Source organism: Mesorhizobium sp. IMUNJ 23033 (genome assembly GCF_044778005.1).
GTDB classification, from domain to species: Bacteria; Pseudomonadota; Alphaproteobacteria; order Rhizobiales; family Rhizobiaceae; genus Mesorhizobium; species Mesorhizobium amorphae_A.
In genome coordinates, this window is sequence record NZ_JBJACT010000045.1 from 19,401 (window position 1) to 39,110 (window position 19,710).

General features: G+C 63.1%; 21 protein-coding genes and 2 pseudogenes. 10 read left to right on the forward strand and 13 right to left on the reverse strand.

From position 1 onward, the window contains the following. The first annotated feature begins 271 nt into the window (after positions 1-271). The 5 genes from ACFX5Q_RS31860 (at position 272) to ACFX5Q_RS31880 (ending at position 6,999) form a co-directional block, all read left to right on the forward strand. A complete protein-coding gene (locus tag ACFX5Q_RS31860) occupies positions 272-1,405 on the forward strand; it encodes an efflux RND transporter periplasmic adaptor subunit (protein WP_404284200.1) in 1,134 nt (377 codons plus the stop codon). After that, a complete protein-coding gene (locus ACFX5Q_RS31865) occupies positions 1,402-2,973 on the forward strand; it encodes an FAD-dependent monooxygenase (protein ID WP_404284201.1) in 1,572 nt (523 codons plus the stop codon). The genes ACFX5Q_RS31860 and ACFX5Q_RS31865 overlap by 4 nt, the downstream gene beginning before the upstream one ends. Positions 2,974-3,047: 74 nt before the next feature. Continuing rightward, on the forward strand, positions 3,048-6,149 hold the full coding sequence (locus tag ACFX5Q_RS31870; protein WP_404284202.1) for an efflux RND transporter permease subunit: 3,102 nt from the start codon (positions 3,048-3,050) through the stop codon (positions 6,147-6,149). Positions 6,150-6,228: 79 nt separating this feature from the next. Further along, positions 6,229-6,639, forward strand: a complete 411-nt coding sequence (locus ACFX5Q_RS31875) for a hypothetical protein (RefSeq protein ID WP_404284204.1) — start codon at positions 6,229-6,231, stop codon at positions 6,637-6,639. A 27-nt stretch (positions 6,640-6,666) separates the two neighbouring features. Further along, the gene (locus ACFX5Q_RS31880; RefSeq protein WP_404284205.1) at positions 6,667-6,999 is read left to right on the forward strand and encodes a hypothetical protein; all 333 of its coding nucleotides are present in this window, start codon (positions 6,667-6,669) and stop codon (positions 6,997-6,999) included. Here ACFX5Q_RS31880 and ACFX5Q_RS31885 read toward each other — a convergent pair. Continuing rightward, positions 6,975-8,504 carry a winged helix-turn-helix domain-containing tetratricopeptide repeat protein gene (locus ACFX5Q_RS31885; protein WP_404284206.1) on the reverse strand — a complete coding sequence of 510 codons (1,530 nt, stop codon included), beginning with the start codon at positions 8,502-8,504 and terminating at the stop codon, positions 6,975-6,977. The genes ACFX5Q_RS31880 and ACFX5Q_RS31885 overlap by 25 nt on opposite strands. Before the next feature lie 199 nt (positions 8,505-8,703). After that, complete coding sequence (locus ACFX5Q_RS31890; RefSeq protein WP_404284208.1) at positions 8,704-10,374, reverse strand: caspase domain-containing protein; 1,671 nt, start codon at positions 10,372-10,374, stop codon at positions 8,704-8,706. A 454-nt stretch (positions 10,375-10,828) separates the two neighbouring features. Between ACFX5Q_RS31890 and ACFX5Q_RS31895 the strand changes: the two genes are divergently transcribed. Then, complete coding sequence (locus tag ACFX5Q_RS31895) at positions 10,829-11,665, forward strand: hypothetical protein (protein WP_404284209.1); 837 nt, start codon at positions 10,829-10,831, stop codon at positions 11,663-11,665. On the opposite strand, the gene ACFX5Q_RS31900 is transcribed toward ACFX5Q_RS31895, so the two are convergent. Together ACFX5Q_RS31900 and ACFX5Q_RS31905 are read right to left on the reverse strand one after the other, a co-directional pair. After that, entirely contained in the window at positions 11,649-11,789 is a 141-nt protein-coding gene (locus ACFX5Q_RS31900; protein ID WP_404284211.1) for a hypothetical protein, read from the reverse strand. The two genes, ACFX5Q_RS31895 and ACFX5Q_RS31900, sit on opposite strands and share 17 nt — an antisense overlap. A 110-nt stretch (positions 11,790-11,899) precedes the next feature. Next, a complete protein-coding gene (locus ACFX5Q_RS31905) occupies positions 11,900-12,547 on the reverse strand; it encodes a class I SAM-dependent methyltransferase (protein WP_404284212.1) in 648 nt (215 codons plus the stop codon). Positions 12,548-12,841: 294 nt separating this feature from the next. On the opposite strand from ACFX5Q_RS31905, the gene ACFX5Q_RS31910 reads away from it, so the two are divergent. After that, positions 12,842-13,882, forward strand: a complete 1,041-nt coding sequence (locus ACFX5Q_RS31910) for an aminopeptidase (protein WP_404284213.1) — start codon at positions 12,842-12,844, stop codon at positions 13,880-13,882. 52 nt (positions 13,883-13,934) lie between these two features. Here ACFX5Q_RS31910 and ACFX5Q_RS31915 read toward each other — a convergent pair whose 3' ends face one another. From ACFX5Q_RS31915 to ACFX5Q_RS31925, 3 genes and pseudogenes are all read right to left on the reverse strand, one after another. Further along, positions 13,935-14,165, reverse strand: coding sequence for a hypothetical protein (locus ACFX5Q_RS31915; protein WP_404284215.1), 231 nt, complete (start codon positions 14,163-14,165; stop codon positions 13,935-13,937). A gap of 184 nt (positions 14,166-14,349) precedes the next feature. Further along, positions 14,350-14,601, reverse strand: a complete 252-nt coding sequence (locus ACFX5Q_RS31920; protein ID WP_404284216.1) for a hypothetical protein — start codon at positions 14,599-14,601, stop codon at positions 14,350-14,352. A 13-nt stretch (positions 14,602-14,614) separates the two neighbouring features. After that, positions 14,615-14,836 (reverse strand): annotated as a pseudogene (locus ACFX5Q_RS31925) (mechanosensitive ion channel family protein); the annotation flags it as partial. A 301-nt stretch (positions 14,837-15,137) separates the two neighbouring features. Here ACFX5Q_RS31925 and ACFX5Q_RS31930 point away from each other — a divergent pair. Further along, positions 15,138-16,382: a phosphatase PAP2 family protein gene (locus tag ACFX5Q_RS31930; RefSeq protein ID WP_404284217.1), complete on the forward strand. Its 1,245-nt coding sequence runs from the start codon at positions 15,138-15,140 to the stop codon at positions 16,380-16,382. Between the two features lie 250 nt (positions 16,383-16,632). On the opposite strand, the pseudogene ACFX5Q_RS31935 reads toward ACFX5Q_RS31930, so the two are convergent. From ACFX5Q_RS31935 to ACFX5Q_RS31960, 6 genes and pseudogenes are all read right to left on the reverse strand, one after another. Further along, a pseudogene (locus tag ACFX5Q_RS31935) lies at positions 16,633-16,960 on the reverse strand (mechanosensitive ion channel family protein); the annotation flags it as partial. A 25-nt stretch (positions 16,961-16,985) separates the two neighbouring features. After that, complete coding sequence (locus ACFX5Q_RS31940) at positions 16,986-17,261, reverse strand: DUF1488 domain-containing protein (protein WP_404284218.1); 276 nt, start codon at positions 17,259-17,261, stop codon at positions 16,986-16,988. Next, positions 17,258-17,578, reverse strand: coding sequence for a hypothetical protein (locus ACFX5Q_RS31945; RefSeq protein WP_404284219.1), 321 nt, complete (start codon positions 17,576-17,578; stop codon positions 17,258-17,260). Before ACFX5Q_RS31945 ends, ACFX5Q_RS31940 begins: the two co-directional genes overlap by 4 nt. Next, on the reverse strand, positions 17,575-17,817 hold the full coding sequence (locus ACFX5Q_RS31950) for a hypothetical protein (RefSeq protein ID WP_404284220.1): 243 nt from the start codon (positions 17,815-17,817) through the stop codon (positions 17,575-17,577). The genes ACFX5Q_RS31945 and ACFX5Q_RS31950 overlap by 4 nt, the downstream gene beginning before the upstream one ends. Positions 17,818-17,903: 86 nt before the next feature. Next, positions 17,904-18,269 carry a hypothetical protein gene (locus tag ACFX5Q_RS31955; RefSeq protein ID WP_404284221.1) on the reverse strand — a complete coding sequence of 122 codons (366 nt, stop codon included), beginning with the start codon at positions 18,267-18,269 and terminating at the stop codon, positions 17,904-17,906. Further along, entirely contained in the window at positions 18,269-18,529 is a 261-nt protein-coding gene (locus ACFX5Q_RS31960; RefSeq protein WP_404284223.1) for a hypothetical protein, read from the reverse strand. Before ACFX5Q_RS31960 ends, ACFX5Q_RS31955 begins: the two co-directional genes overlap by 1 nt. 491 nt (positions 18,530-19,020) lie before the next feature. On the opposite strand from ACFX5Q_RS31960, the gene ACFX5Q_RS31965 reads away from it, so the two are divergent. Both ACFX5Q_RS31965 and ACFX5Q_RS31970 read left to right on the forward strand, forming a co-directional pair. Then, a complete protein-coding gene (locus ACFX5Q_RS31965) occupies positions 19,021-19,356 on the forward strand; it encodes a co-chaperone GroES (protein ID WP_192179609.1) in 336 nt (111 codons plus the stop codon). A 56-nt stretch (positions 19,357-19,412) separates the two neighbouring features. Next, positions 19,413-19,710: TCP-1/cpn60 chaperonin family protein (locus ACFX5Q_RS31970; RefSeq protein WP_404284224.1), on the forward strand; the 298-nt coding region annotated here is incomplete at its 3' end.

The window sequence follows — 19,710 nt, forward strand, 5'->3', positions numbered from 1 at the left end:
CACCAGCGGCCGACGTTTCCTCTTTCCCTCGATGTCCAGGCATATCGACAGGCCCGGCGTCTTGGGGGGCTGGCGCCAAAACATCGGAAAACTTTCAGAACCCGATCGGGATTTCAGGGCCCGAAAAGGCGAATAGGATCGTGCTGGTCAAGACGGGCGCCGGTCCCTGGGATCAAACTTAATGATCGCCCCGGTTCTTCTCCGGCCAATGGGATCTTCGGCTAACGCGCCCTTGCCCGGCGCAGGCCGCAACATCGGGTAAGGAGACAACATGACACTCTTGCACAACAGGCGCGGAAAGCATCGTCTCGTCGCCGCATCCTTGGCAGCACTTGCCTGCGCCGCCGCAGTCGTCTGGTATGGCGCAAAGGGCGAGGCCGCGGCGGTCGAACCGCACGTGCCCGAAGCCAAGCTTGTCCGGGCCATGGCGGTGAAGCCTGCCCCGCAGGCCGACGAGCGCATCGCCATCGGCGAGATCCGGCCGCAGCGCGAAAGCGATCTTGGCTTCCGGCTGTCCGGCAAGCTCGTGCAGCGCTCAGCAGAGGTCGGCCAGATGGTGAAGAAGGGCGATGTCCTCGCCCGCATCGAAGACCAGGACTATCGCAACCGCCTCGCCAGCGCCAAGGCCGACGTCGCCGCCGCCGAGGCCGTTCTGGTCGAAGCCAGTGCCGCCGAGGCCCGCATCGGGGCACTTCTCGCCAAGGGCTTTGCAACAAGGGCCAATCACGATGCAACGCTGAAGAGCCTGCGATCGGCCGAGGCCAAGCTTGAATCGGCAAGGATCGGCTTCGAGATGGCCAGGGACCAGCTCGCCTATACCGAGTTGCATGCCGATTTCGATGGCATGGTGACCGCGACCGGCGCCGAAGCGGGCCAAGTCGTCAACGCCGGGCAGATGGTGGCGCGGGTCGCCGATCCAGCGGCCCGCGACGCCGTCTTCTCCATCGCCGAGGCAGCCTTCTCGACCGGCGGAAATGCAAGGCGTCCCCTTGAAATCAAGGTCTCGCTGCTGAGCAATCCGGCGATCGCGACAATCGGCGCCATCCGCGAGGTCGCACCGGTGGCCGACGTCGCGACCCGCACCTTCCAGGTCAAGGTCTCGCTGCGCGACACCCCCGACGAAATGCGCTTCGGCAGCAGCGTCGCCGGCCGCGTCAACACGATGAGCGCCCCCGTCGTGGTCCTGCCGGGAAGCGCGCTGTTCGACAAGGACGGCAAGCCCGCCGTCTGGGTGGTGGCCGCGTCCTCGACTGTGGAACTCAAGCCGGTCGCCATTGCCCGCTACGAGACTGACCGCGTCGTCGTCAGCGACGGCCTTGCCGAGGGCGACATTGTCGTCACCGCCGGCGTCAACCGGCTTCGCGAACACGAAAAGGTTCGCCTCACCGAAGGAGTAACCAGATGAGTGCCTCGCAGACTCAAGTGCTGATTGCCGGCGCCGGGCCAACCGGACTGACGCTTGCGCTGTGGCTCACCCGCCTCGGCGTCCAGGTGCGTATTTTCGACAAGGATGCAGGCCCGGGCGAAACCTCGCGCGCGTTGGCCGTTCAGGCCCGCACGCTGGAATTCCACCGCCAGATCGGCATCGTCGACGACATACTCGCCGCCGGCGTCAGGGTCGAGCAGCTCACCGTGCGCACGCCGGCCGGCGTCGCCGCCAGGCTTCCGCTCAGCGACTTCGGCCAGGGCGTCAGTCCATACTCCTTTGCGTTCGCGCTGCCGCAGGACATTCACGAACGCATCCTGATCACGCATCTCGAGCGTGCCGGTGTCAGGGTCGAGCGCAACACCGAACTGGTCGCCTTCGAGGACACGGGCGGCACGGTTGTCGCCACCTTGAACAAGCAAGGCGCGACCGAGACCGTCGGTGCCGCCTATCTCGTCGGCTGCGATGGCGCCCGGAGCGCCGTGCGCCATGGGCTGGCCATCGGCTTTCCCGGCGGCACCTATGAGCAGTCCTTCTACGTCGCCGACGTCGATGGCAGCGGCGCGGTGACCCCTAACGGCATGGACACCACGGTCAGCGCCTATGGCTTCGCCATCGTCATGCCGGTCAGGCAATCCGGCTCGCTGCGGCTGATCGGCGTCGTGCCGAAGGCGCACGAAGCGAACGAGACGATCACCTTCGAGGCGATCCGCGCCGATGTCGAGCGCGACACCGGCATTGCGGTGGACAAGGTGAACTGGTTCTCGACCTATCGCGTGCATCACCGGGTCGCCGAGCGCTTCCGCATCGGCCGCGTGTTCCTTGCCGGCGACGCCGGCCACATCCACAGCCCAGCCGGCGGCCAGGGCATGAATACCGGCATGGGCGATGCGGTCAACCTCGCCTGGAAGCTGGCGGCGGTGCTGCAAGGCCGCGCCGACAAGCGCCTGCTGGACAGCTACGAGCCGGAGCGCATCGCCTTTGCCAGGCTGCTGATCGATAGCACGGACAAGGTGTTCCGTGTCGCCACCAGCCGCTCGCGGCTGGTCGGCCTGTTCCGCCGCTATCTGATGCCGAAGATCCTGCGCGTGGTTCTTGGGACGGCTGCCGGATCGCGTGCCTTTTTCGGCATGATCTCGCAGACCCGGATCCAGTATCGTGCCAGCGCGATCAGCAGTGGCAAGGCCGGCGCGATCCACGGCGGCGACCGCCTGCCCTATGTCGCCACGGCCAGCGGCGACAACTTCGAGTCGCTGCATTTGCTCGACTGGCAGGTGCATGTCTATGGCGAGGCGAATGCCGCGTTCCAGGCGATGCTCGCCGCGACCGGTATTCCCGTCCACGTCTTTGCCTGGTCGGACAGGGCGAAGGTCGCGGGTCTCCAGTGCGACGGCGCCTATCTCGTCAGACCCGACGGCCACGTCGCGCTGGCCGCCGGCACGCAGGACCCGCAGGCCTTCGAACGCTATGTCGCCGCCCTGGCGATCAAACCGCGGCAAGTGGCCGCTAGCCGGTCGAAAAACCTGAGAATGCTGTCGGCCGCCTGAGGCCGGCATTTCGTCAACCAATCGTTTTTTGACAGCTCGTGGCGCGGAGGCGCTGCGGCTGAGGGAGTAGAGCCATGACCTCTTTCAACCTCTCCGACTGGGCCATCCGGCACCGCAGCTTCGTGCTTTATCTGATGGTGGTGGCAGCACTTGCCGGGCTTTGGGCCTACACCTCGCTGGGGCGGGAGGAAGATCCGCCCTTCACCATCAAGACCATGGTGATCAAGACGATGTGGCCCGGCGCCGACACCGACGACACCGTCGAGCAGGTCACCGACCGCATCGAGAAGAAGCTCGAGGAGCTTCCCAACCTCGACTACGTCAAGAGCTACACCAAGCCCGGCGAATCCGTGGTGTTCGTCAATCTGAAGGACACGGTCGGCGCCGCCGAGGTGCAGCCGCTCTGGTACCAGGTCCGCAAGAAGATGGACGACATCAAGTCGACCATGCCGTCGGGCGTCCAGGGCCCGTTCTACAATGACGAGTTCGGCGACACCTATTCGCTGATCTACGCGCTCAGTTCGGATGGCTTGAGCCATCGCCAGCTGAAGGATCTGGCAAGCGGCCTGCGCGCCGACTTCCTGCGTGTGCCGGATGTCGCCAAGGTCGATCTGGTCGGCCAGCAGGACGAGAAGATCTATCTGGAATTCTCGACGCAGAAGGTCGCAGCGCTTGGCCTCGATGTCGGCTCGCTGTCGCAGGCGCTGCAGGCGCAGAACGCGCTGACGCCGAGCGGCACGGTCGATGCCGGCCCCGAGCGCATCGCCATCCGCGTCACCGGCGAGTTCACCTCCGAGGAAAGCCTGAAGGCGATCAATTTCTATGCCAACGGTCACTACTTCCGCCTGGGCGATGTTGCCGAGGTCAAGCGCAGCTATTCCGACCCGGCGCAGCCGCAGTTCCGCTTCAACGGCGAGCCGGCGATCGGCATTGCGATCGCGATGACATCGGGCGGCGATGCGCTGGCGCTTGGCGAGCACGTCAAGGACAAGGTCGCCGAGATGCAGCGTGAATTGCCGGCCGGCGTCGATTTGCGGCTGGTCGCGGATCAGTCGCATGTGGTGGAAGAATCCGTCGGCGAATTCACCAAGAGCCTCTGCGAGGCGATCGCCATCGTGCTCGCCGTTTCCTTCCTGGCGCTCGGCTGGCGGCCCGGCATCGTGGTGGCCGTCGCCATCCCGCTGGTGCTCGCCATCACTTTCGTCGCGATGCAGTATTTCGGCATCTCGCTGCAGCGCATCTCGCTCGGCGCGCTGATCATCGCGCTCGGCCTCCTGGTCGACGATGCCATGATCGCGGTCGAGATGATGATCTCGAAGATGGAGGAAGGGCACGACAAGATCACGGCCGCCACCTATGCCTACACGTCGACCGCCTTCCCGATGCTGACCGGAACGCTGGTCACCATCGCCGGCTTCGTGCCGGTCGGCTTTGCCCAGAGCGGCGCCGGCGAATATTGCTTCTCGCTGTTTGCGGTGGTCGGCATCGCGCTGGTCGTGTCGTGGGTGGTCGCGGTGCTGTTCACGCCGCTCACCGGCGTGGCGATCCTGCCCGAGCGTCTCAAGGGCCATGGCGGCCATGGCACTTCGCGCTTCTCGCGCGGCTTCCGCGCCATGCTCGACCTCGCAATGCGCATGAAGTGGGTGGTGCTGGGCGGCACGGCGGGATTGTTCGCGCTGTCGGTGCTGGCCATGGGCCTGGTGCCGCAGGAGTTCTTCCCCAAGTCGGACCGGCCGGAAGTGATGGTCGACCTGACGCTGCCGCGCACCGCCTCGCTGCAGGCAACGCAGGCGACCGTCGAGCGCGTCGAGACGCTGCTCAAGGCCGATCCCGACATCGACCATTGGAGCTTCTATGTCGGCCAGGGCGCGGTGCGCTTCTACCTGCCGCTCGACGCTCAGCTCGCCAACGACTTCTTCGCCCAGGCGGTGGTCGTCACCAAGGGCCATGCCGTCAGGCAGGCGGTCATCGAGCGGCTGGAAAAGGCGCTGTCGACCGGCTTCGATGACGTCATGAGCCGCGTCACGCCGCTCGAACTCGGACCGCCGGTCGGCTGGCCGCTGAAGTTCCGCGTCAGCGGACCCGACGCCGAACAGACCCGCGACATCGCGCAGCGCTTCGCGCAAGTGATCGGCGAGAACGCCAGCGTGCGTAACATCAACTACGACTGGAACGAGCCGGCCAAGGTCATCAAGGTCGAGGTCGACCAGGACCGGGCGCGGGCGCTGGGCATCTCCTCGCAGCAACTGTCCGACACCATCAACTCGGTGCTGTCCGGCTCCAGGATCACGCAGATGCGCGATCGGACCTGGCTGATCGATGTCGTGGCGCGGGCCATCCCGGAGGAGCGGGCCAGCATCGACACGCTGCGCACGCTGACGATCAGCGCTGCCGGCGGACAGCGTGTGCCGATCGAACAGGTGGCGACGCTGTCCTACCAGACCGAGCCGCCGCTGATCTGGCGCCGCGGCCGCCTGCCGACGGTCACCGTCCAGGCCGACGTGGTGCCAGGGGCGGATGCCACGGCGGTGGTGAAGCAGCTCGAGAGCCCGATCACCGCCTTCGAGGCCAACCTGCCGGCCGGCTACGATGTCGCCCTTGGCGGTGTGATGGAAGACAGCGCCAAGGCGCAGGCCTCGATCTTCGTGGTGTTCCCGCTGATGCTGTTCATCATGATGACGGTGCTGATGGTGCAGCTGATGAGCATCCAGCGCCTGTTCCTGGTGCTGCTGACGGCACCGCTGGCGCTGATCGGCGTGGCCGGCGCCCTGCTGATCTCGGGCGCACCGATGGGCTTCGTCGCCATCCTCGGCGTGATGTCGCTGATCGGCATGGTGATCCGCAACTCGGTCATCCTGATCTCGCAGATCGACGAGCATATCGCCGGCGGCGAGGAGCCGTGGGCGGCGGTGATCAGCGCCACCGAGCACCGGCTGCGGCCGATCCTGCTGACGGCGGCCGCCGCCATCCTCGGCATGATCCCGATCGCGCCGACCGTGTTCTGGGGGCCGATGGCCTATGCGGTGATGGGCGGGCTGGTGGTGGCGACCGCGCTGACGCTGGTCTTCCTGCCGACGCTCTACGTCACCTGGTTCCGCATCAAGGCGCCGGTGGAAACCGTCGCGACCGCCGAGCCGGCCGAGGCCCTCGCCGAACCGCAAAAGCTGGCCGCCTGAGCGGCCGGCATCCCGGCAAACCCACGGCGGGCGACCGCCGTGGCCCCTGCCCGCCACTCAACTCAAAGGAATTGAACAAATGTCCCCTGCATTTGGAAATCTTCTCATCCGCGTCAACGCCGGCTTCCTGATCCTTGCATCGGCAGGCGGCCTGGCCACCGACATCGCCGGCTCCTTCTTCGGTGTCGGCGCCGAGGCCACGCTGCTCGCCAATGCACCCGGCACCGGCATCGGCTTCATCGAGGCGCACGGCTTGGCCCTGATCATCGGGGTGACGATGTGGCGGGTCGCCTATTCGCGCAACTGGCATGCCTTGCTGGCTGCCGTCCATTTGCTGCTCGGAACCGCAAACCTTCTGTTCTGGCAGTTCTTCATCGCCGCCGACGTGCTTGCCGTCGGCTACGCGACGACCGCGGCACATTTCCTGTTCGTGGTCGCCCATCTCGCGGCATTGGCGGGCGCTGCCCGGCTCGCCGTGCCATCCCGCTAGACCTCGAAAACCATCAGGAGAGAGAAAATGCCTACGAAATCCATCAAGAAATTCCGCTCGATCGCCGCGGCGGCCGCAATCGGCCTCGCGGCCGTCGAGATCATCGGCAGCACGGTGCCGGTCCTGTCGCTGGTCGGCGCGGCCGAGGCCCGAGTCGGCCAGCCCTGGACGCCGCGAAGTGCTGCCGGCGTCGCGCGGCGCAACACCACATGGCGCGTGCTGAGGCACACCACCGCCTGGGTCGCCACGTTACCCACCGGCTGCGTCCGCACCAAGGTCAATGGGTTTGCCGTCTGGCGTTGCGGCGGCACCTACTACCGGGCCTATCAGGGGCGCTATATCGTCGTGGTCGTCGATTGACCCGCCTGCTCGCCAAGCGCCAGCCGGATGCCGTCGGCCAGATGAGCGGCGTCGGCCGGGCTCTCGAACGGCATGGCCTTGGTCGCATAGTCGATCGGCGAGAAACCGGGGTCGTCCTCGTTGATGAGGGCGGCCTGCCGGCGCGCTTCGTCCATTGCGCCGAGTTGGGCGTAGCAGGCGGCTAGCCGCGTCCTGATCCACGGCGTCGGCCGTGTCGCCAGCTCCAGCGCCTCGGCTGCCGGCTTGTAGTCGCCCATCATGTAGAGCGCCAGCGAGCGGTCGAACTGATACCAGTGCGGGATCATCGGATCGATGCGGATGGAGCGCGCCAGCCAGCCCAGCGCCTCGAACGGGCGCCCGCGCATGGTCAGCACAAGGCCCATCTGCTCGATGCTGTCGGCATCGCAGGGATTGAGCTCGAGCGCGGTCCGCAAATGATGCTCGGCCGCATCGTGCTCGCGCATGTAGAGACGCACCAGCGACTGGATGCGGTGTCCCGTCGCCTGGTCGGGCGACAGCGCCAGCCCCCTGGCGACATGCTCGCGCGCCTCGACCAGATCGGCATGGCTGGACTCTTCGAATTCGCCCTTCAGCGCGCAGGTCAGGCCGACATAGATATGGGCGAGCCCATAGGCCGGGTCCTTGGCGACGGCCGCCTCGAAGAAGGCTCTCGCGCCTTCGATGTCGGTCTGGGCGGGGTCGCGCACCAGGGCCACGCCGCGCAGCACCAGCTCATAGGCGGCAAGGCTGGTGACCGGTTTGCGCGACGCCTGCTGCAGGCCGGCATTGGTGACCCGCCTTGCCAGGCGCCCGACGATCTCCTCGACGATATCCTGCTGGATGGCGGAAAAGCCGCTGTCGGCGGCCTGGTAGCGGTCGCCCCAGAGCTGGCTGGCATTGGCCGCGTCGACAAGATTGACGGCGGCCAGGATCTGATCGCCCTGCCGGCGCACCGAGCCTTCGACCAGATAGTCGGCGCCGATGCGCGAGCGGATCTGCGGCCACTCCGAGCGCGCATAGGAGGCGAAGGAGAAGCTGGAATTGCGGGCCAGCACCGTGACCGTGCCGAAGCGCGCCAGGCCGTTGATGATATCCTCGGCAAAGCCGTCGACGATCGGATCGTCGGCCGGGTTGCCACCCTCGTTGCGAAAGCGCAGCACCGCCACGATCGGCTGCGAACCGATCTCGGGCGCCGGCTCGACCTCGGCCGCCAGCATATAGCCGCGCTTCGACACGGTGCGCACGAGGTCGTCGCCCAGCACCTTGCGGATCTCGCGGACCGACTGCGTCAGCGAATCCTCGGTGACGTAGACGCCCGGCCACACCGCATCCATGATCTCCGATTTGGGCACGACCCGGCCCATATGCCGGGCCAAAAGCGTCAGCACCGCATAGGCTTTCGGCCGCAGGAACGCCGGCCCGTCGGCATGGCGCAGCGTGCCCTTGCCGAGGTCGAGCGTGTAGCCGCCGAAGTGAAAGACCTGATCGGCCGTGGCGATCTCCACCGGGATCCTCCCTGATGGGACGTATTGGACATGCGGGATGGAGGGGACGTCAAGAGGTGCATGGGATGGGGAGGGATGGGGCTACCGCATGCAAGGATGGGCTTGCCGGATCCGGAGCCAGAGCTACCGTGTCGAATGGAAGCGGCACAACGCCAATAAGCTCTTATGGACACGAGACAATTAATTCTTGCTGTGTAGTTTACATTTTTCTTATTTCAAGGATACCCGCACACTGCCCTCCTACGTGGTAGAATTTCCCCTTACCGCTATTACCTTTTATCTTTCCATTCAAAATGTTGCTTTCTCTTTTCCCCTCGTGAACAAAGCGATGTATTATCCTTAAGGTGCCATCGCTCGCGATTTTTCCTTCCCATGATGGGGCAGAAATCCTGCCATTTTTGATCGATACGTCTGCTGTAAGCTCCCGCCACCCGCACAACGAATTGGTGGCACGTCTCGTCAAAGCCCATCTTCCGTCGAAAGCATTTAAACCGGCAGCACGCGCACCCTCGCAACGACCCTCTCGCGCCTCCATTCCGTCAGCACAAATAAGGGGGCAGACCCTAGCCCGAATCGCTTTCAGCCTTTTTAGTAGGTCCCCCGTCGGCTCGGCCGACGCGAGCTTGATCCCTTGCTGCTTCGCATAGTTGATCAAAGCTTTCTGGCTGGCGGCCCCCCACCTCCCGTCGACCTGACCAGTAAGGCACCCAATTCTGGATAATTCTCTCTGGGTGGAAAGAGCAAGTTCGCCGGAGCCCTCAGATTCTACTGAAGACCTCTCTGCTTGGACTTCCGGATTGGGATGTTCAAGCCTGGCGACGGTCTTGACGTCGTCTGAAGACTTTTCGACAGGCCTGCCTTGCACGCGATCTTGTTCCGCCTTTTGTCTTTCAGTCGCCTGCCGTTGCTCATCGACACGACTGTTTATGGCGTCGATCTTTAACTTAGCTAGGGCTGCAAACGCGCCGTTCGGATATTGCTGCAGGTACGCCTGAAAGAAGCTCTTGTCCGCCGAGTCCTTGATCGTTTCCCAATAAGCGATCTCAATCGCATTGTCGGGCCCGATGGGTACCGGCGTGGGGGCGGATTCCGCCTTCGGCTCCTGAATCGGGAGAGGATTCAACACCACATCGCCCGTGAGCGAGGAATTGTCCCATGGAACTTGCTTGCCATACGTCGCTTCGAGCACATCTCGTCGCACATGGACGAGGTCGCGGGTGATATCCTGCCCTGGCGTACCAAGGTGCCTGAGCAATGCAGTTGTGAAGGGAGAGTTTCTACCTGACCCGTCGAATGCCACGTTGCCCGGCTGCGTTGCGAATGCGATGAGAGAACCGACACCGCTGCCAAGCTTGGCTAGACCCCGACCCACAGAACCGGATCGTGTTCCCATCGACCGGGCAAGATTCTCGGCGAGCGGGTTGTCCCGGCAGGCATCGAGGAAGACAAGATTGACCTTGGAACTGCGCTCCATCGCCGCCAGAACAAGGTCCATCGGCAGGGTTTCGAAATCGAGGTCGTCATAAGACGACAAGTGCGCATCCACAGGTGCGACGTAATTGTTGCCGTTAACCTGCAGGCCGTGCCCGGAATAGTAGAACAACGCAATGTCGGCCCTATCGAGCTTCTTGATAAATTCACGTACCGTGCCACGCATCCTGACCAAGTCGAGGTCCAGACCGGTCACTACCTCGAAACCCAAATCCTTCAATTTGGCGGTCATGTCACTGGCATCGTTCTTGGGGTTAGGAAGTCCGGGTACGTTTTGATACGCGGAATTGCCCATCACCAGCGCGACGCGTCTATCTGCGAGCGCATCCGCTGAAACAGCTGTAAACAATAGGATGAGGATAAAAAAAGCGCTGCGCATGGCAGGAACAGCTCCCCCAAGCGAAGGTATCAGATGCAAGCATTACGGAAAAGACGGTAGTCGGTCGGTTTGAAATCGAGCCGGCGATAAGCGTCCACGCCGTGGCGATGAAGCTCGACCATGCGAAGTTTTGCGATTTGATTGTGGATGCGCTGGAAAGGCTGACGAAGGCCAAGGTGTGACCCCCTCTTCCGCATGACCTGACCGCGGAGGAAACCGGCCTATAGTTTTCCAAAAGACGCATGCGCCACGTCCGGAACCCGGCGTCGCCATCGGCGCCTGCCGCCGTGGGTGTGGACGAATCCATTCATGCGCAATAAGGATGGGGATATGGTCTGCTGTGGCGGTTTCGTCGCCAAGGCAGGCGACGAAGACGTTCGTTCAATGACGCTGCGCCGGGCGCTTTTCGATTTGACGCCGTCCTGCAAAAGTGTCGATACCGGGGGACCTGGTCATGACCGACAACAAGCCGACTACAGACGTTACCAAGGATTGGCAAGCAACGCAGGGCCAGAAGTCCAGCGCCACCCGCCTCCGCCTGTTCGCCGCGCTCTCGTGGATCGTTGCCATTGGCGGCGAGATCGCCGGAATTGTTTTGCTCTACCGGCACAAGTTCGACCAGGGAAACCTGCCGCTGCTGATCGGCATTCTGGTCGGGATCGCCATTTTCGCCATCGCCGGCAACTTGCTTTGGAAGGCGGCCAACAGGCACGACCCAGCCCGCGCATCCGAGACGTTCAGGTTCTTCGTCCAGAACCAGCTCGGCGCGATCATCACGCTGATTGCCTTCCTGCCGCTGGTTCTCCTGATCTTCACCGACAAGAACATGGATCCGAAGAGCAAGAAGGTTGCCGGCGGCGTCGGCGCTGTGCTGGCCGTGCTCGCGACGGTGATCGGGGTCAGCTTCCAACCCCCATCGGTCGAGCAGTACACCCAGGACATGAACACCTGCGCGGCCCAGATCAAGGCGGGGCAGCCGACCACAGCCTGTTCGCCCGAGGTTGCCGCCCAGGCGCAGGCGATCGCCACCGACTCCGCCGCGGTGGCTGCGGCGACGAAGGATCCGGCACACCCCGCTGGTCAGGATGTCGTGTACTGGATCGCGCCGGAAAACGGAGCCGCGAAGTCCGAGACGGAGCATGTTTTCCACCTCTGCGCAGCCGTCAGTCCGCTGAAGGACAAGACGGTGAACAGCGGCACCGTGACGGAGGCCTACGCACAGAACGCCATCCGCATCACGAAGCAGATCGAGATGGAACAGAAGCAGTGCGGGTTCACGACCACGCCATAAATCCGCCCGCGTTCAGGCGCGCCGGGCGCGCCTGCAGCATGGCGGCAAAGGCGGCTTTGCCCGGCACCCAGCCGGCCGCCTGCTCGGCCTGAATCTCGGCGTTATCCTTGACGCCGTCGATCAAGCTCGACCATCGCAAGTTCTGCGATTTGATTGTGGATGCGCTGGCGCGGTTGACCGGGAACGGAGCCCCCTCTTCCGAACGGCCTGACCGCAGCCGTGGAGGAAACCGGCCTATAGCTTTCTGAAAAAGCCGGACAGAATGTTGGGACCCGCTTCGCCCGGCCGCAGCCTGATCCCGTCCTCGAATCCATTCAGCGTCACGCACTCAAAACCGTGATGCGCGAGCAGTGCCACCAGCGAGTCACGGTCGAAATGGTGCAAATGCTCGTTGGGCAGACGCATCCGCCACGTCCGGAACCACGCGTCGCCATCGGCGCCGAGCTCACGCCAGCGGCAGCAAGGGACGGCGATGGCCAAATGGCGGGCCTGAAGGCGGGCGAGGAAACCCAGATCCGGAATGTGCTCGAGCACGTCGAACATGGCGACGAGATCCCAGGAGCTGGCAAGCGCCTCCTCCCAATCGACAAAGCGCACACCCTCGGGCAGCGGAAACTTGGTGATGTCGCAGCCGGCGCAGTCGGCAACCCCGGTAATTTTGGCGGCTTCGACGAATGTGCCGGTGCCATAGCCAATCTCCAGCACCGACCGCGGTATCTCGCCCGTAATCCCCAGCACCCAGCCAAGCCGCTGATAGCCGAGCTTGATGGTCCGGTCACTCAAGTCCTCGTAATAGGAGATGTATTGCTTGTCGTATGTGATCGGCGTGGCGTCGATCTGGTGGATCACGCCAAACCGGTCCAGCTCGTAATTGTCCAGCATTCGCGTGCGCCCCCCGGATTGCAAAATCCTTACAGGACGGAGCTAAACGCAGCGTAAGCGCCCGGCGGCGGCACGCCGCAGTCCGTATCTCGCCGACTCCGCCCTGCGGTGGACTTCCGTCAATCGTAGGCGAATGGCCGCATTTGCCAATCCTGCCAAAGTCGAAATTCCGCCCCGCTGTCGCCCGCAGACCTTGACGAAAATTCGTGCGCCTGTTTGAGAGCGGGGGATCGAGACATTTGCTGCATAGGGAGACGAGCGAGGGGTGGGCAAACAGTGAGGCGCGTTCTTCGAATGCTTGCCGCTGTCATCATGGCGTCCGTGGCGACCGGTTGCACAAGCATTTCCTACTACGCGCAGTCGCTGGGGGGCCATGTGCAGATTATGGCGGCGCGCGAAAATGTTGGAAAACTGATCCGTGGTCCTTCGACGCCAAAGGCATTGCGCGCCAAGTTGACGTCGGCGAGCGCCATACGCCGGTTTGCGACAGATGAACTGGCACTGCCCGACAACAACAGCTACCGCAGCTATGTCGACGTCGGTCGGGACGCTGTGACCTGGGCCGTTTTTGCCGCGCCGGAATTCTCCCTGACGCCACGAACATGGTGCTTTCCGGTCTTCGGCTGCGTTCCGTACCGGGGTTACTTTTCTCGGAAATCCGCGACTGAGAGCGCTGTCGAGCTTCATAGAGAGGGGCTAGACGTCTATGTCACGGGCATCACCGCATATTCCACGCTGGGCTGGTCCAGTGACCCGCTGCTAAGCACCATGCTCCGTCAGGACGACACCTATCTCGCGAGCCTCATCTTTCACGAACTGGCGCATCAGCGCATCTATGTGGATGACGACTCCGCATTCAACGAGGCTTTCGCGGTTGCCGTCGAAACCACCGGCGTAAGGAAATGGCTCCGCGCAGTTGGCGATCGCGCCGGATTGCGCAGTTACGAAATCGATCGCAAGCGCAGGGCGGATTTTCTCGGACTGGTGTCGAAAACCCGGGACGAGTTAAGGCAGGTCTATGAAAGTCCCCGTCCCCCGGAGCAGATGGCCGCTGCCAAAGCAGCCGAGATCGACAGGCTGCGGACGCGCTACCGGCAATTGCGCGACAAGCGATGGGCCGGATACCGGGGATACAACGCCTGGTTCAGCGCCGCGATCAACAACGCCAAGCTCGCCGCGACTGCTGTCTACGGCGAACAGGTTCCGGCGTTCCTTCGTTTGTTCGATCTGTGCTCCGGCGACTATCCCAGGTTCTACGCTTCCGTTCGACGGATCGCGGATTTGCACAAACCTTCCCGTGCCGAAGCGCTTGAGGCTGCGGAAACGTGTGATTGACGCTGACGAGCAAGGCGGCCGGCCGCGCGAGCCCGTGACGGGCGCAGCTCTGCTAATCCGAAAACGTCACGCTCACGCCGCGCTGCCGAAAATAGGCCTGCATCAACTTGCGGCCCGCGCGGTTGTTCTGCACCAATTTGGTCGGATCGAACACCGCCTGTTTCATCCCTTCTCGTGCCAGCGCCGCCTTGAGCGTCGCGATATGCGCGTCGATGTCGGCATTGTCGGCCCGCAGCGAGGCATAGATGCTTTCGGTCGCCTGGGCCACAGTCGGTTCGCTCACCTGTGTCGTCCTTTGGTTGGTTGAGCGGCGGCTTAACACAGATTCGCGGCTCCGCCGATACCGATGAGATGGCCATAGAAGTCCGTGGCTGCTCGGGTCCGACGCCTATCTTCGCGGTCTCCAAAAACAAGGCCCCTTCCGGGGCCTTGCGTATCAACCTCAGTGCTGGGGCGCTGCTTCCCCCTCACTTCCCCATCAGCTGCTTGGCATTCTCGGCCGTGATCGCCGTGGTGCCCACCGTCACTGTCGGCTCCACCGAGGTGGCGCAGTCGAGCAGGATCTTCTTGGACATCTCGATCGCTTCCTTGGCGCCGGTCGGGTAGGTGAAGGTCCCCGCCCAGCCGCCCTTGGCCACCGCCTCGATGCCGCCGGCCGGGCCCGGCAGGCCGTCGGTGCCGATGATCTTGAAGCCCTTTGCCCCCTTGGCGGCTCGCACCGCCCCCGCACCCTCAGCGCCCGCCCACCTCCTTCATGATGATCTCGCGGTGCGGATAGGGGATGCTTATGCCGTTTGCCTTGAATGTGTCCCACAGCGCCAGCAGCACCTTGCCGCGCACGTTGGTCAGGCCTTGCTGGTGGATCCAGAAGCGCAGGACGAAGTTCAGCGAGGAACCGCCGGAGTCGGTCAGCCAGCAGGCCGGCCGCAGGTCGGCCTCGACCCGGCCGACGCTGTCACAGCGGCTATCGGGCCTCAAGTCAGAAAGAAGGCGGTCACCAACAACGCTGCCCTGTTCGCATATTTGACCCTTTTGCCCGGCAGTGTCCGGCGCTATGATCAGCGATCGCTAAAATTAGGACGGAGCAGCTGTAAAAACCAGAAAAGCGTCCGTCTTTGGGCCGGGGACCAACCATGGGAGGCCAAACATGCTTAGCGCCCTATGCAAGGCTTGCGCAGTGGTCCTTTTGTCAGGGAACTTCGCTTTCGCCCAATCGGATCTGATAGAGCCAAAGGCTGGAACATGGAAGACGTGGGTGATCACGTCGGGCGAGGACTTCCGAGTTCCGCCCCCACCGGATACTTCCACAGCCGAGCTGGAGCAGCTCCGCGATATTATCGCAAAGAACGATGCGCAGGTCGCCGCGAAGATCGCGTTCTGGGATGCCGGCTCGCCTGGCTATCGATGGATCGACCTGGTCAACGACCGCATTCTCGAAGGCAAGCAGATTCCCAACGCACACCGCGTCTATACCTATTTGACGATGGCGATCTACGACGCCACCATTGCCGCGTGGGAGTCGAAGTACTTCTACAATCGCCCGCGCCCGAGCGAGGCGGATGCGGCACTGTCGGTTGTGCTGCCTACGCCGCGGAGTCCCTCCTATCCATCGGAGCATGCCGCAGCCGCCGGAGCCGCCGCGACGGTTCTTTCTTATTTCTTTCCGGACGAGGCGTCGTCGTTCCAAGCAATGGCCGAAGAAGCGGCGCAGTCGCGTGTCCTTGCCGGTGTTCAGTTCCCCAGTGACTCTTCAGCCGGGCTTGAACTGGGCCGACGGGTGGCTGAACAGGTGATTGCGCGGGCAAAGGCCGATGGCTCCGACGCAGTCTGGACCGGCACGGTCCCGACCGGGCCATGCAAGTGGGTCGGGGAGAAACCAGGCAATGCAACGATGCCCAACTGGAAACCGATCGTGTTGGCATCAGCCGATGAATTCAGGCCACCGGCCCCACCTGACTGCCATTCCGAGGCGGTAAAGGCCGAGACGGATGCTGTCCGACAATTTGAGCGAAAATTCCCTAACAACTACAAAGCGTTCTATTGGCAGAGCCCATCCGGCCTGTTCACCGACTGGTATGATTATGCCAGCAAGTGGATGTTCGAGGACAAGACAGATTCGAACCCGCCGCGTGCCGCGCGGGCTTACGCGATGCTCGCAGCAATCCATTTCGACGCGTTCATTGCAAGCAACGACGGTAAGTTCGCATATTGGTACTTGCGCCCGAACATGCTTGACCCGAGCATCACTCCTCTGTTCGCGGTGCCGCCTTTTCCCAGCTATCCGTCCAACCATTCCACTCTTTCAACTGCCCGATGCGAGGTCCTTGCGTACCTGTTTCCCAGCCATGCTGACTTCATCCGCAAGGTGGGCAAAGAGGCCGGAGATTCCCGTATCTGGGCCGGCATCCACTACGAGATGGACAACCAGGCCGGTGTCGCACTCGGCAAAGCGGTCGCCGGGAAATTCATTGAGCGAGCAAGAAAGGACGGAGCAGACTAGCGGAACACCTGATCGACCCGTTCTAAACCTGGCGCAACCGCGACCTCAGCGTGGCATCAGCAATGTCCGCTTGTGGTGCTTGTGGTAGGCGGTCAAGCCAGTCGGAATGACCGACGTGGGCGCGAAGCAGTCATTGGGTCGCCGCCCAACCGCCCTGGCCACTGCCTCGATGCCACCGGCGGCAGGCCGTCGGCTCCGACGATCCTGACGTCCCTGCCGCCGCTTGGCCGTGAACACCGCGCCCGCACCCTCAGCGCCCGCCCACCTCTTTCATGATGATCTCGCGATGCGGATAGGGATGCTTATGCCGTTTGCCTTGAATGTGTCCCACAGCGCAGCAGCACCTTGCCGCGCGCGTTGGTCAGCCTTGCTGGGGGTCGGGGATCCAGAAGCGCAGGACGAAGTTCAGCGAGGAGTCGCCGAAGTCAGTCAGCCAGCAGACCGGCCTCCGGTCGGCCTCGACCCGGCCGACGCTGATCGCGGCCTCTATCGCCAGTTCGCTGACCTTGTGCGGATCGGCATCGTAGGAGACGCCGAAGTTCACGTCGAGGGGCAAAGAGGTTGTCGCTGAACGACCAGAACGTTCCTGATACGGTGCCATGCCTACCGGAAATCGGCGGCAGTCAAGGTGTAGGAACTGCGGCGGTCGCGGGAATAGGCTTTACCGGCAACCTTGTGGATGGATGATCGCAAGGTGTCGAAGGCTGACAGGTATTTTGTTTCCGACGCCGCTGTCCCGGCCAAGGCGCTGTCGGATTTTGCCAGCGCCTCGATCTCGACGAAGAAGCGCACTTCGAACATGCCGTCATGGCCACTGAAGCGGACGGCGTTGCGGGTTTCGTCAAAGCTGCGGCTGGGGTTGGGAAACGAGAGCGTCATGACTGGCCCGCTGCTGTCTCGTGCGGGACAATTGGCGGCGCGGCAACCCGCGCCCTGCGGCGCTCGGCATTGCGCTGGTTGAGGGACAACATGCTGCGCGTCGCATCCGACCGGTTGAGTCCGGTCATGGCAACGCCGTCCTCATGCGCCGGAATACCGGTGAAGACGTGATAGACGGTCCAGGAACGATCCGCTTCGACGCGGCGGCCATATTGACGATTCGTGAAGTCGCGTCCCGGCGCGCCACCCTCGTTTTCCCAGATCCGAAGCGCGGCGGCATTGCGCTGCCGATCGGTTTCGGTGTTGCGGGCATTCATGATGCTGGCCTTTCCTCATTGACCGCTTGCGTGGCGAGAGCGCCCGAATAGAGCGCCGCGCCATTCGCGTCGGCGATCGTCATGGCGTCCGGCCGCTGCGGCATGTTCAGGGTCTTGGCCAGAAGCCTGGCGATTTCGATCGCATCGTCGAGGTCGGCCGCTTCCACGGTCTCGCGGCCGATCAGGGCATGCGCATCGTCCGCTTCCCGGGTGCGATAGAACTCGATCAGGATCTTCATCGCCCGTCTCGCCGCGTCAGTTCTTGCCCTTGCCGCGCGGGGCACTGATGTTGGCGGCAAGCCTGGTCTGGGTGCCGAACACGCTTTCAGCTTTGGGCAGGACCTTTTCCTGCTTCGGCTTCCTGATCTCCCGGCTCGAGCGTTTTTGTCCCTTTGACATGGTCGAACGTCCTTTCGATGAGCGTTATGGTGTCACCGGGCGACGTGTCGACCGGTTCGAGACTGTCCTGCGTCGCCACCCGTTCATGAAGTTCGCCGTCGCTGCGGATGCGGTATTGCAGCGAGTCTCCCCTCGGCGGCAGCGTGGCCGTGATGCGGTAGATTTCCGCGGTCTTTGGAAACGTGCCGAAGCCGCCCTTCAGCCGGACAGCCAGTCCGACGGCAAAGAGATGCGTTGCGGCTTCGCGGCGGACCGGGCGTGCGTTGCGTTGCATCAGGGTGGTGGTTCTCATCATTGTCTCTGGTCCTGCTCCAGTGCGGCTTCGAGCGATGCCGGTTCGATCGGCACCATCTGTCGCGTGGCTCCGCTGGCGGAGATCGCCGGCAGGTGAATGAAGGTGGCGACGCGGCGCCATGCGATCAGGGAAGCCCCTTCGAGGGCTTCCTCGTCATGATCGACGCGATACTCTCCGGGTGGTTGCGGCGCATCGAAGCCGGGCAGCGAAAACGCCGACCTGAAGCGAACGACTGATAGTGTGGTGCGGCTGGTCATGAATTGCGGCTTTCCGCGGAAACGCGCGCCTGCGCCTTTCCGTATCATTCCCACTCGAACCGCCGGGACGATGCCCGACGCTGCCAGTACATCCGTGGTCAGCGTCGGTTTCATTCCAGGGTCCGAACGGAACGAAATGTGCGCCGGACCGGCGCATGCACTCGTTTTCGAGAATTCGGTGGTGAATGGCGGGGCTCTGACACAAAGCCAACTCGACCAAATCAACGAGCTTTACATATGCGCCTCAATTGAGTTGCAAACAAGGTCGCGGCGCCCTTTTATTTCTCCTTTGAAATAACAAATCAGCGTCCGCGAAAATCACGGCGGCAGAAAGTTTTCCTCCAATGCGAATGATTTTCTGCGATTTCTTGGACATTCGCGAGAATTAATTTTGGCGCGAGAATTAATTCTGGCACTCCTATCTATCGAGTGCCAACGCGCCTATATCAGGGGTAGCGGCCGCCTATGCCGGCCCCAGAAAGAAGTTTCCCATGAAATTCCGGCCACTCCACGACCGCGTCGTCATTCGCCGCGCCGAAGGCGACACCAAATCCAAGGGCGGCATCATCATTCCCGACAATGCCAAGGAAAAACCGCAGGAAGGCGAAGTGATCGCCGTCGGCCCGGGCGCACGCGACGAAAGCGGCGCGCTGATCGTGCCCGATGTCAAAGCCGGCGACTTCATCCTGTTCGGCAAATGGTCGGGAACCGAGGTCAAGATCGACGGCGAGGACCTTCTGATCATGAAGGAGGCCGACATCATGGGCGTCATCGACAAGAGCGGGATGGACGTCGAGAAAACCGCGGCTTCCAAGAAGGCCGCCTGACCGGGCTGGCTTCACGGCAAACCGCCCACTCCAATTTTCGAACGGGATGAACAATCATGTCTGCCAAGGAAATCAAATTCTCCACCGATGCCCGCGACCGCATGCTGCGCGGCGTCGAGCTCCTCAACAACGCTGTCAAAGTGACGCTCGGCCCCAAGGGCCGCAATGTCATCATCGACAAGGCCTATGGCGCGCCGCGCATCACCAAGGACGGCGTGACGGTGGCCAAGGAAATCGAGCTTTCCGACAAGTTCGAGAACATGGGCGCGCAAATGGTGCGCGAAGTGGCCTCGAAGACCAACGACCTTGCCGGTGACGGCACCACCACCGCCACGGTGCTGGCCGCTTCGATCC

What these genes read in the sequence shown, in the direction of transcription:
- ACFX5Q_RS31860 (WP_404284200.1), top strand. Translation starts at nt 272, where the DNA reads ATGACACTCTTGCACAACAGGCGCGGAAAGCATCGTCTCGTCGCCGCA.
- ACFX5Q_RS31865 (WP_404284201.1), top strand. Translation starts at nt 1,402, where the DNA reads ATGAGTGCCTCGCAGACTCAAGTGCTGATTGCCGGCGCCGGGCCAACC.
- ACFX5Q_RS31870 (WP_404284202.1), top strand. Translation starts at nt 3,048, where the DNA reads ATGACCTCTTTCAACCTCTCCGACTGGGCCATCCGGCACCGCAGCTTC.
- ACFX5Q_RS31875 (WP_404284204.1), top strand. Translation starts at nt 6,229, where the DNA reads ATGTCCCCTGCATTTGGAAATCTTCTCATCCGCGTCAACGCCGGCTTC.
- ACFX5Q_RS31880 (WP_404284205.1), top strand. Translation starts at nt 6,667, where the DNA reads ATGCCTACGAAATCCATCAAGAAATTCCGCTCGATCGCCGCGGCGGCC.
- ACFX5Q_RS31890 (WP_404284208.1), bottom strand. Translation starts at nt 10,374, where the DNA reads ATGCGCAGCGCTTTTTTTATCCTCATCCTATTGTTTACAGCTGTTTCA.
- ACFX5Q_RS31895 (WP_404284209.1), top strand. Translation starts at nt 10,829, where the DNA reads ATGACCGACAACAAGCCGACTACAGACGTTACCAAGGATTGGCAAGCA.
- ACFX5Q_RS31905 (WP_404284212.1), bottom strand. Translation starts at nt 12,547, where the DNA reads ATGCTGGACAATTACGAGCTGGACCGGTTTGGCGTGATCCACCAGATC.
- ACFX5Q_RS31910 (WP_404284213.1), top strand. Translation starts at nt 12,842, where the DNA reads ATGCTTGCCGCTGTCATCATGGCGTCCGTGGCGACCGGTTGCACAAGC.
- ACFX5Q_RS31940 (WP_404284218.1), bottom strand. Translation starts at nt 17,261, where the DNA reads ATGACGCTCTCGTTTCCCAACCCCAGCCGCAGCTTTGACGAAACCCGC.
- ACFX5Q_RS31945 (WP_404284219.1), bottom strand. Translation starts at nt 17,578, where the DNA reads ATGAATGCCCGCAACACCGAAACCGATCGGCAGCGCAATGCCGCCGCG.
- ACFX5Q_RS31950 (WP_404284220.1), bottom strand. Translation starts at nt 17,817, where the DNA reads ATGAAGATCCTGATCGAGTTCTATCGCACCCGGGAAGCGGACGATGCG.
- ACFX5Q_RS31955 (WP_404284221.1), bottom strand. Translation starts at nt 18,269, where the DNA reads ATGAGAACCACCACCCTGATGCAACGCAACGCACGCCCGGTCCGCCGC.
- ACFX5Q_RS31960 (WP_404284223.1), bottom strand. Translation starts at nt 18,529, where the DNA reads ATGACCAGCCGCACCACACTATCAGTCGTTCGCTTCAGGTCGGCGTTT.
- ACFX5Q_RS31965 (WP_192179609.1), top strand. Translation starts at nt 19,021, where the DNA reads ATGAAATTCCGGCCACTCCACGACCGCGTCGTCATTCGCCGCGCCGAA.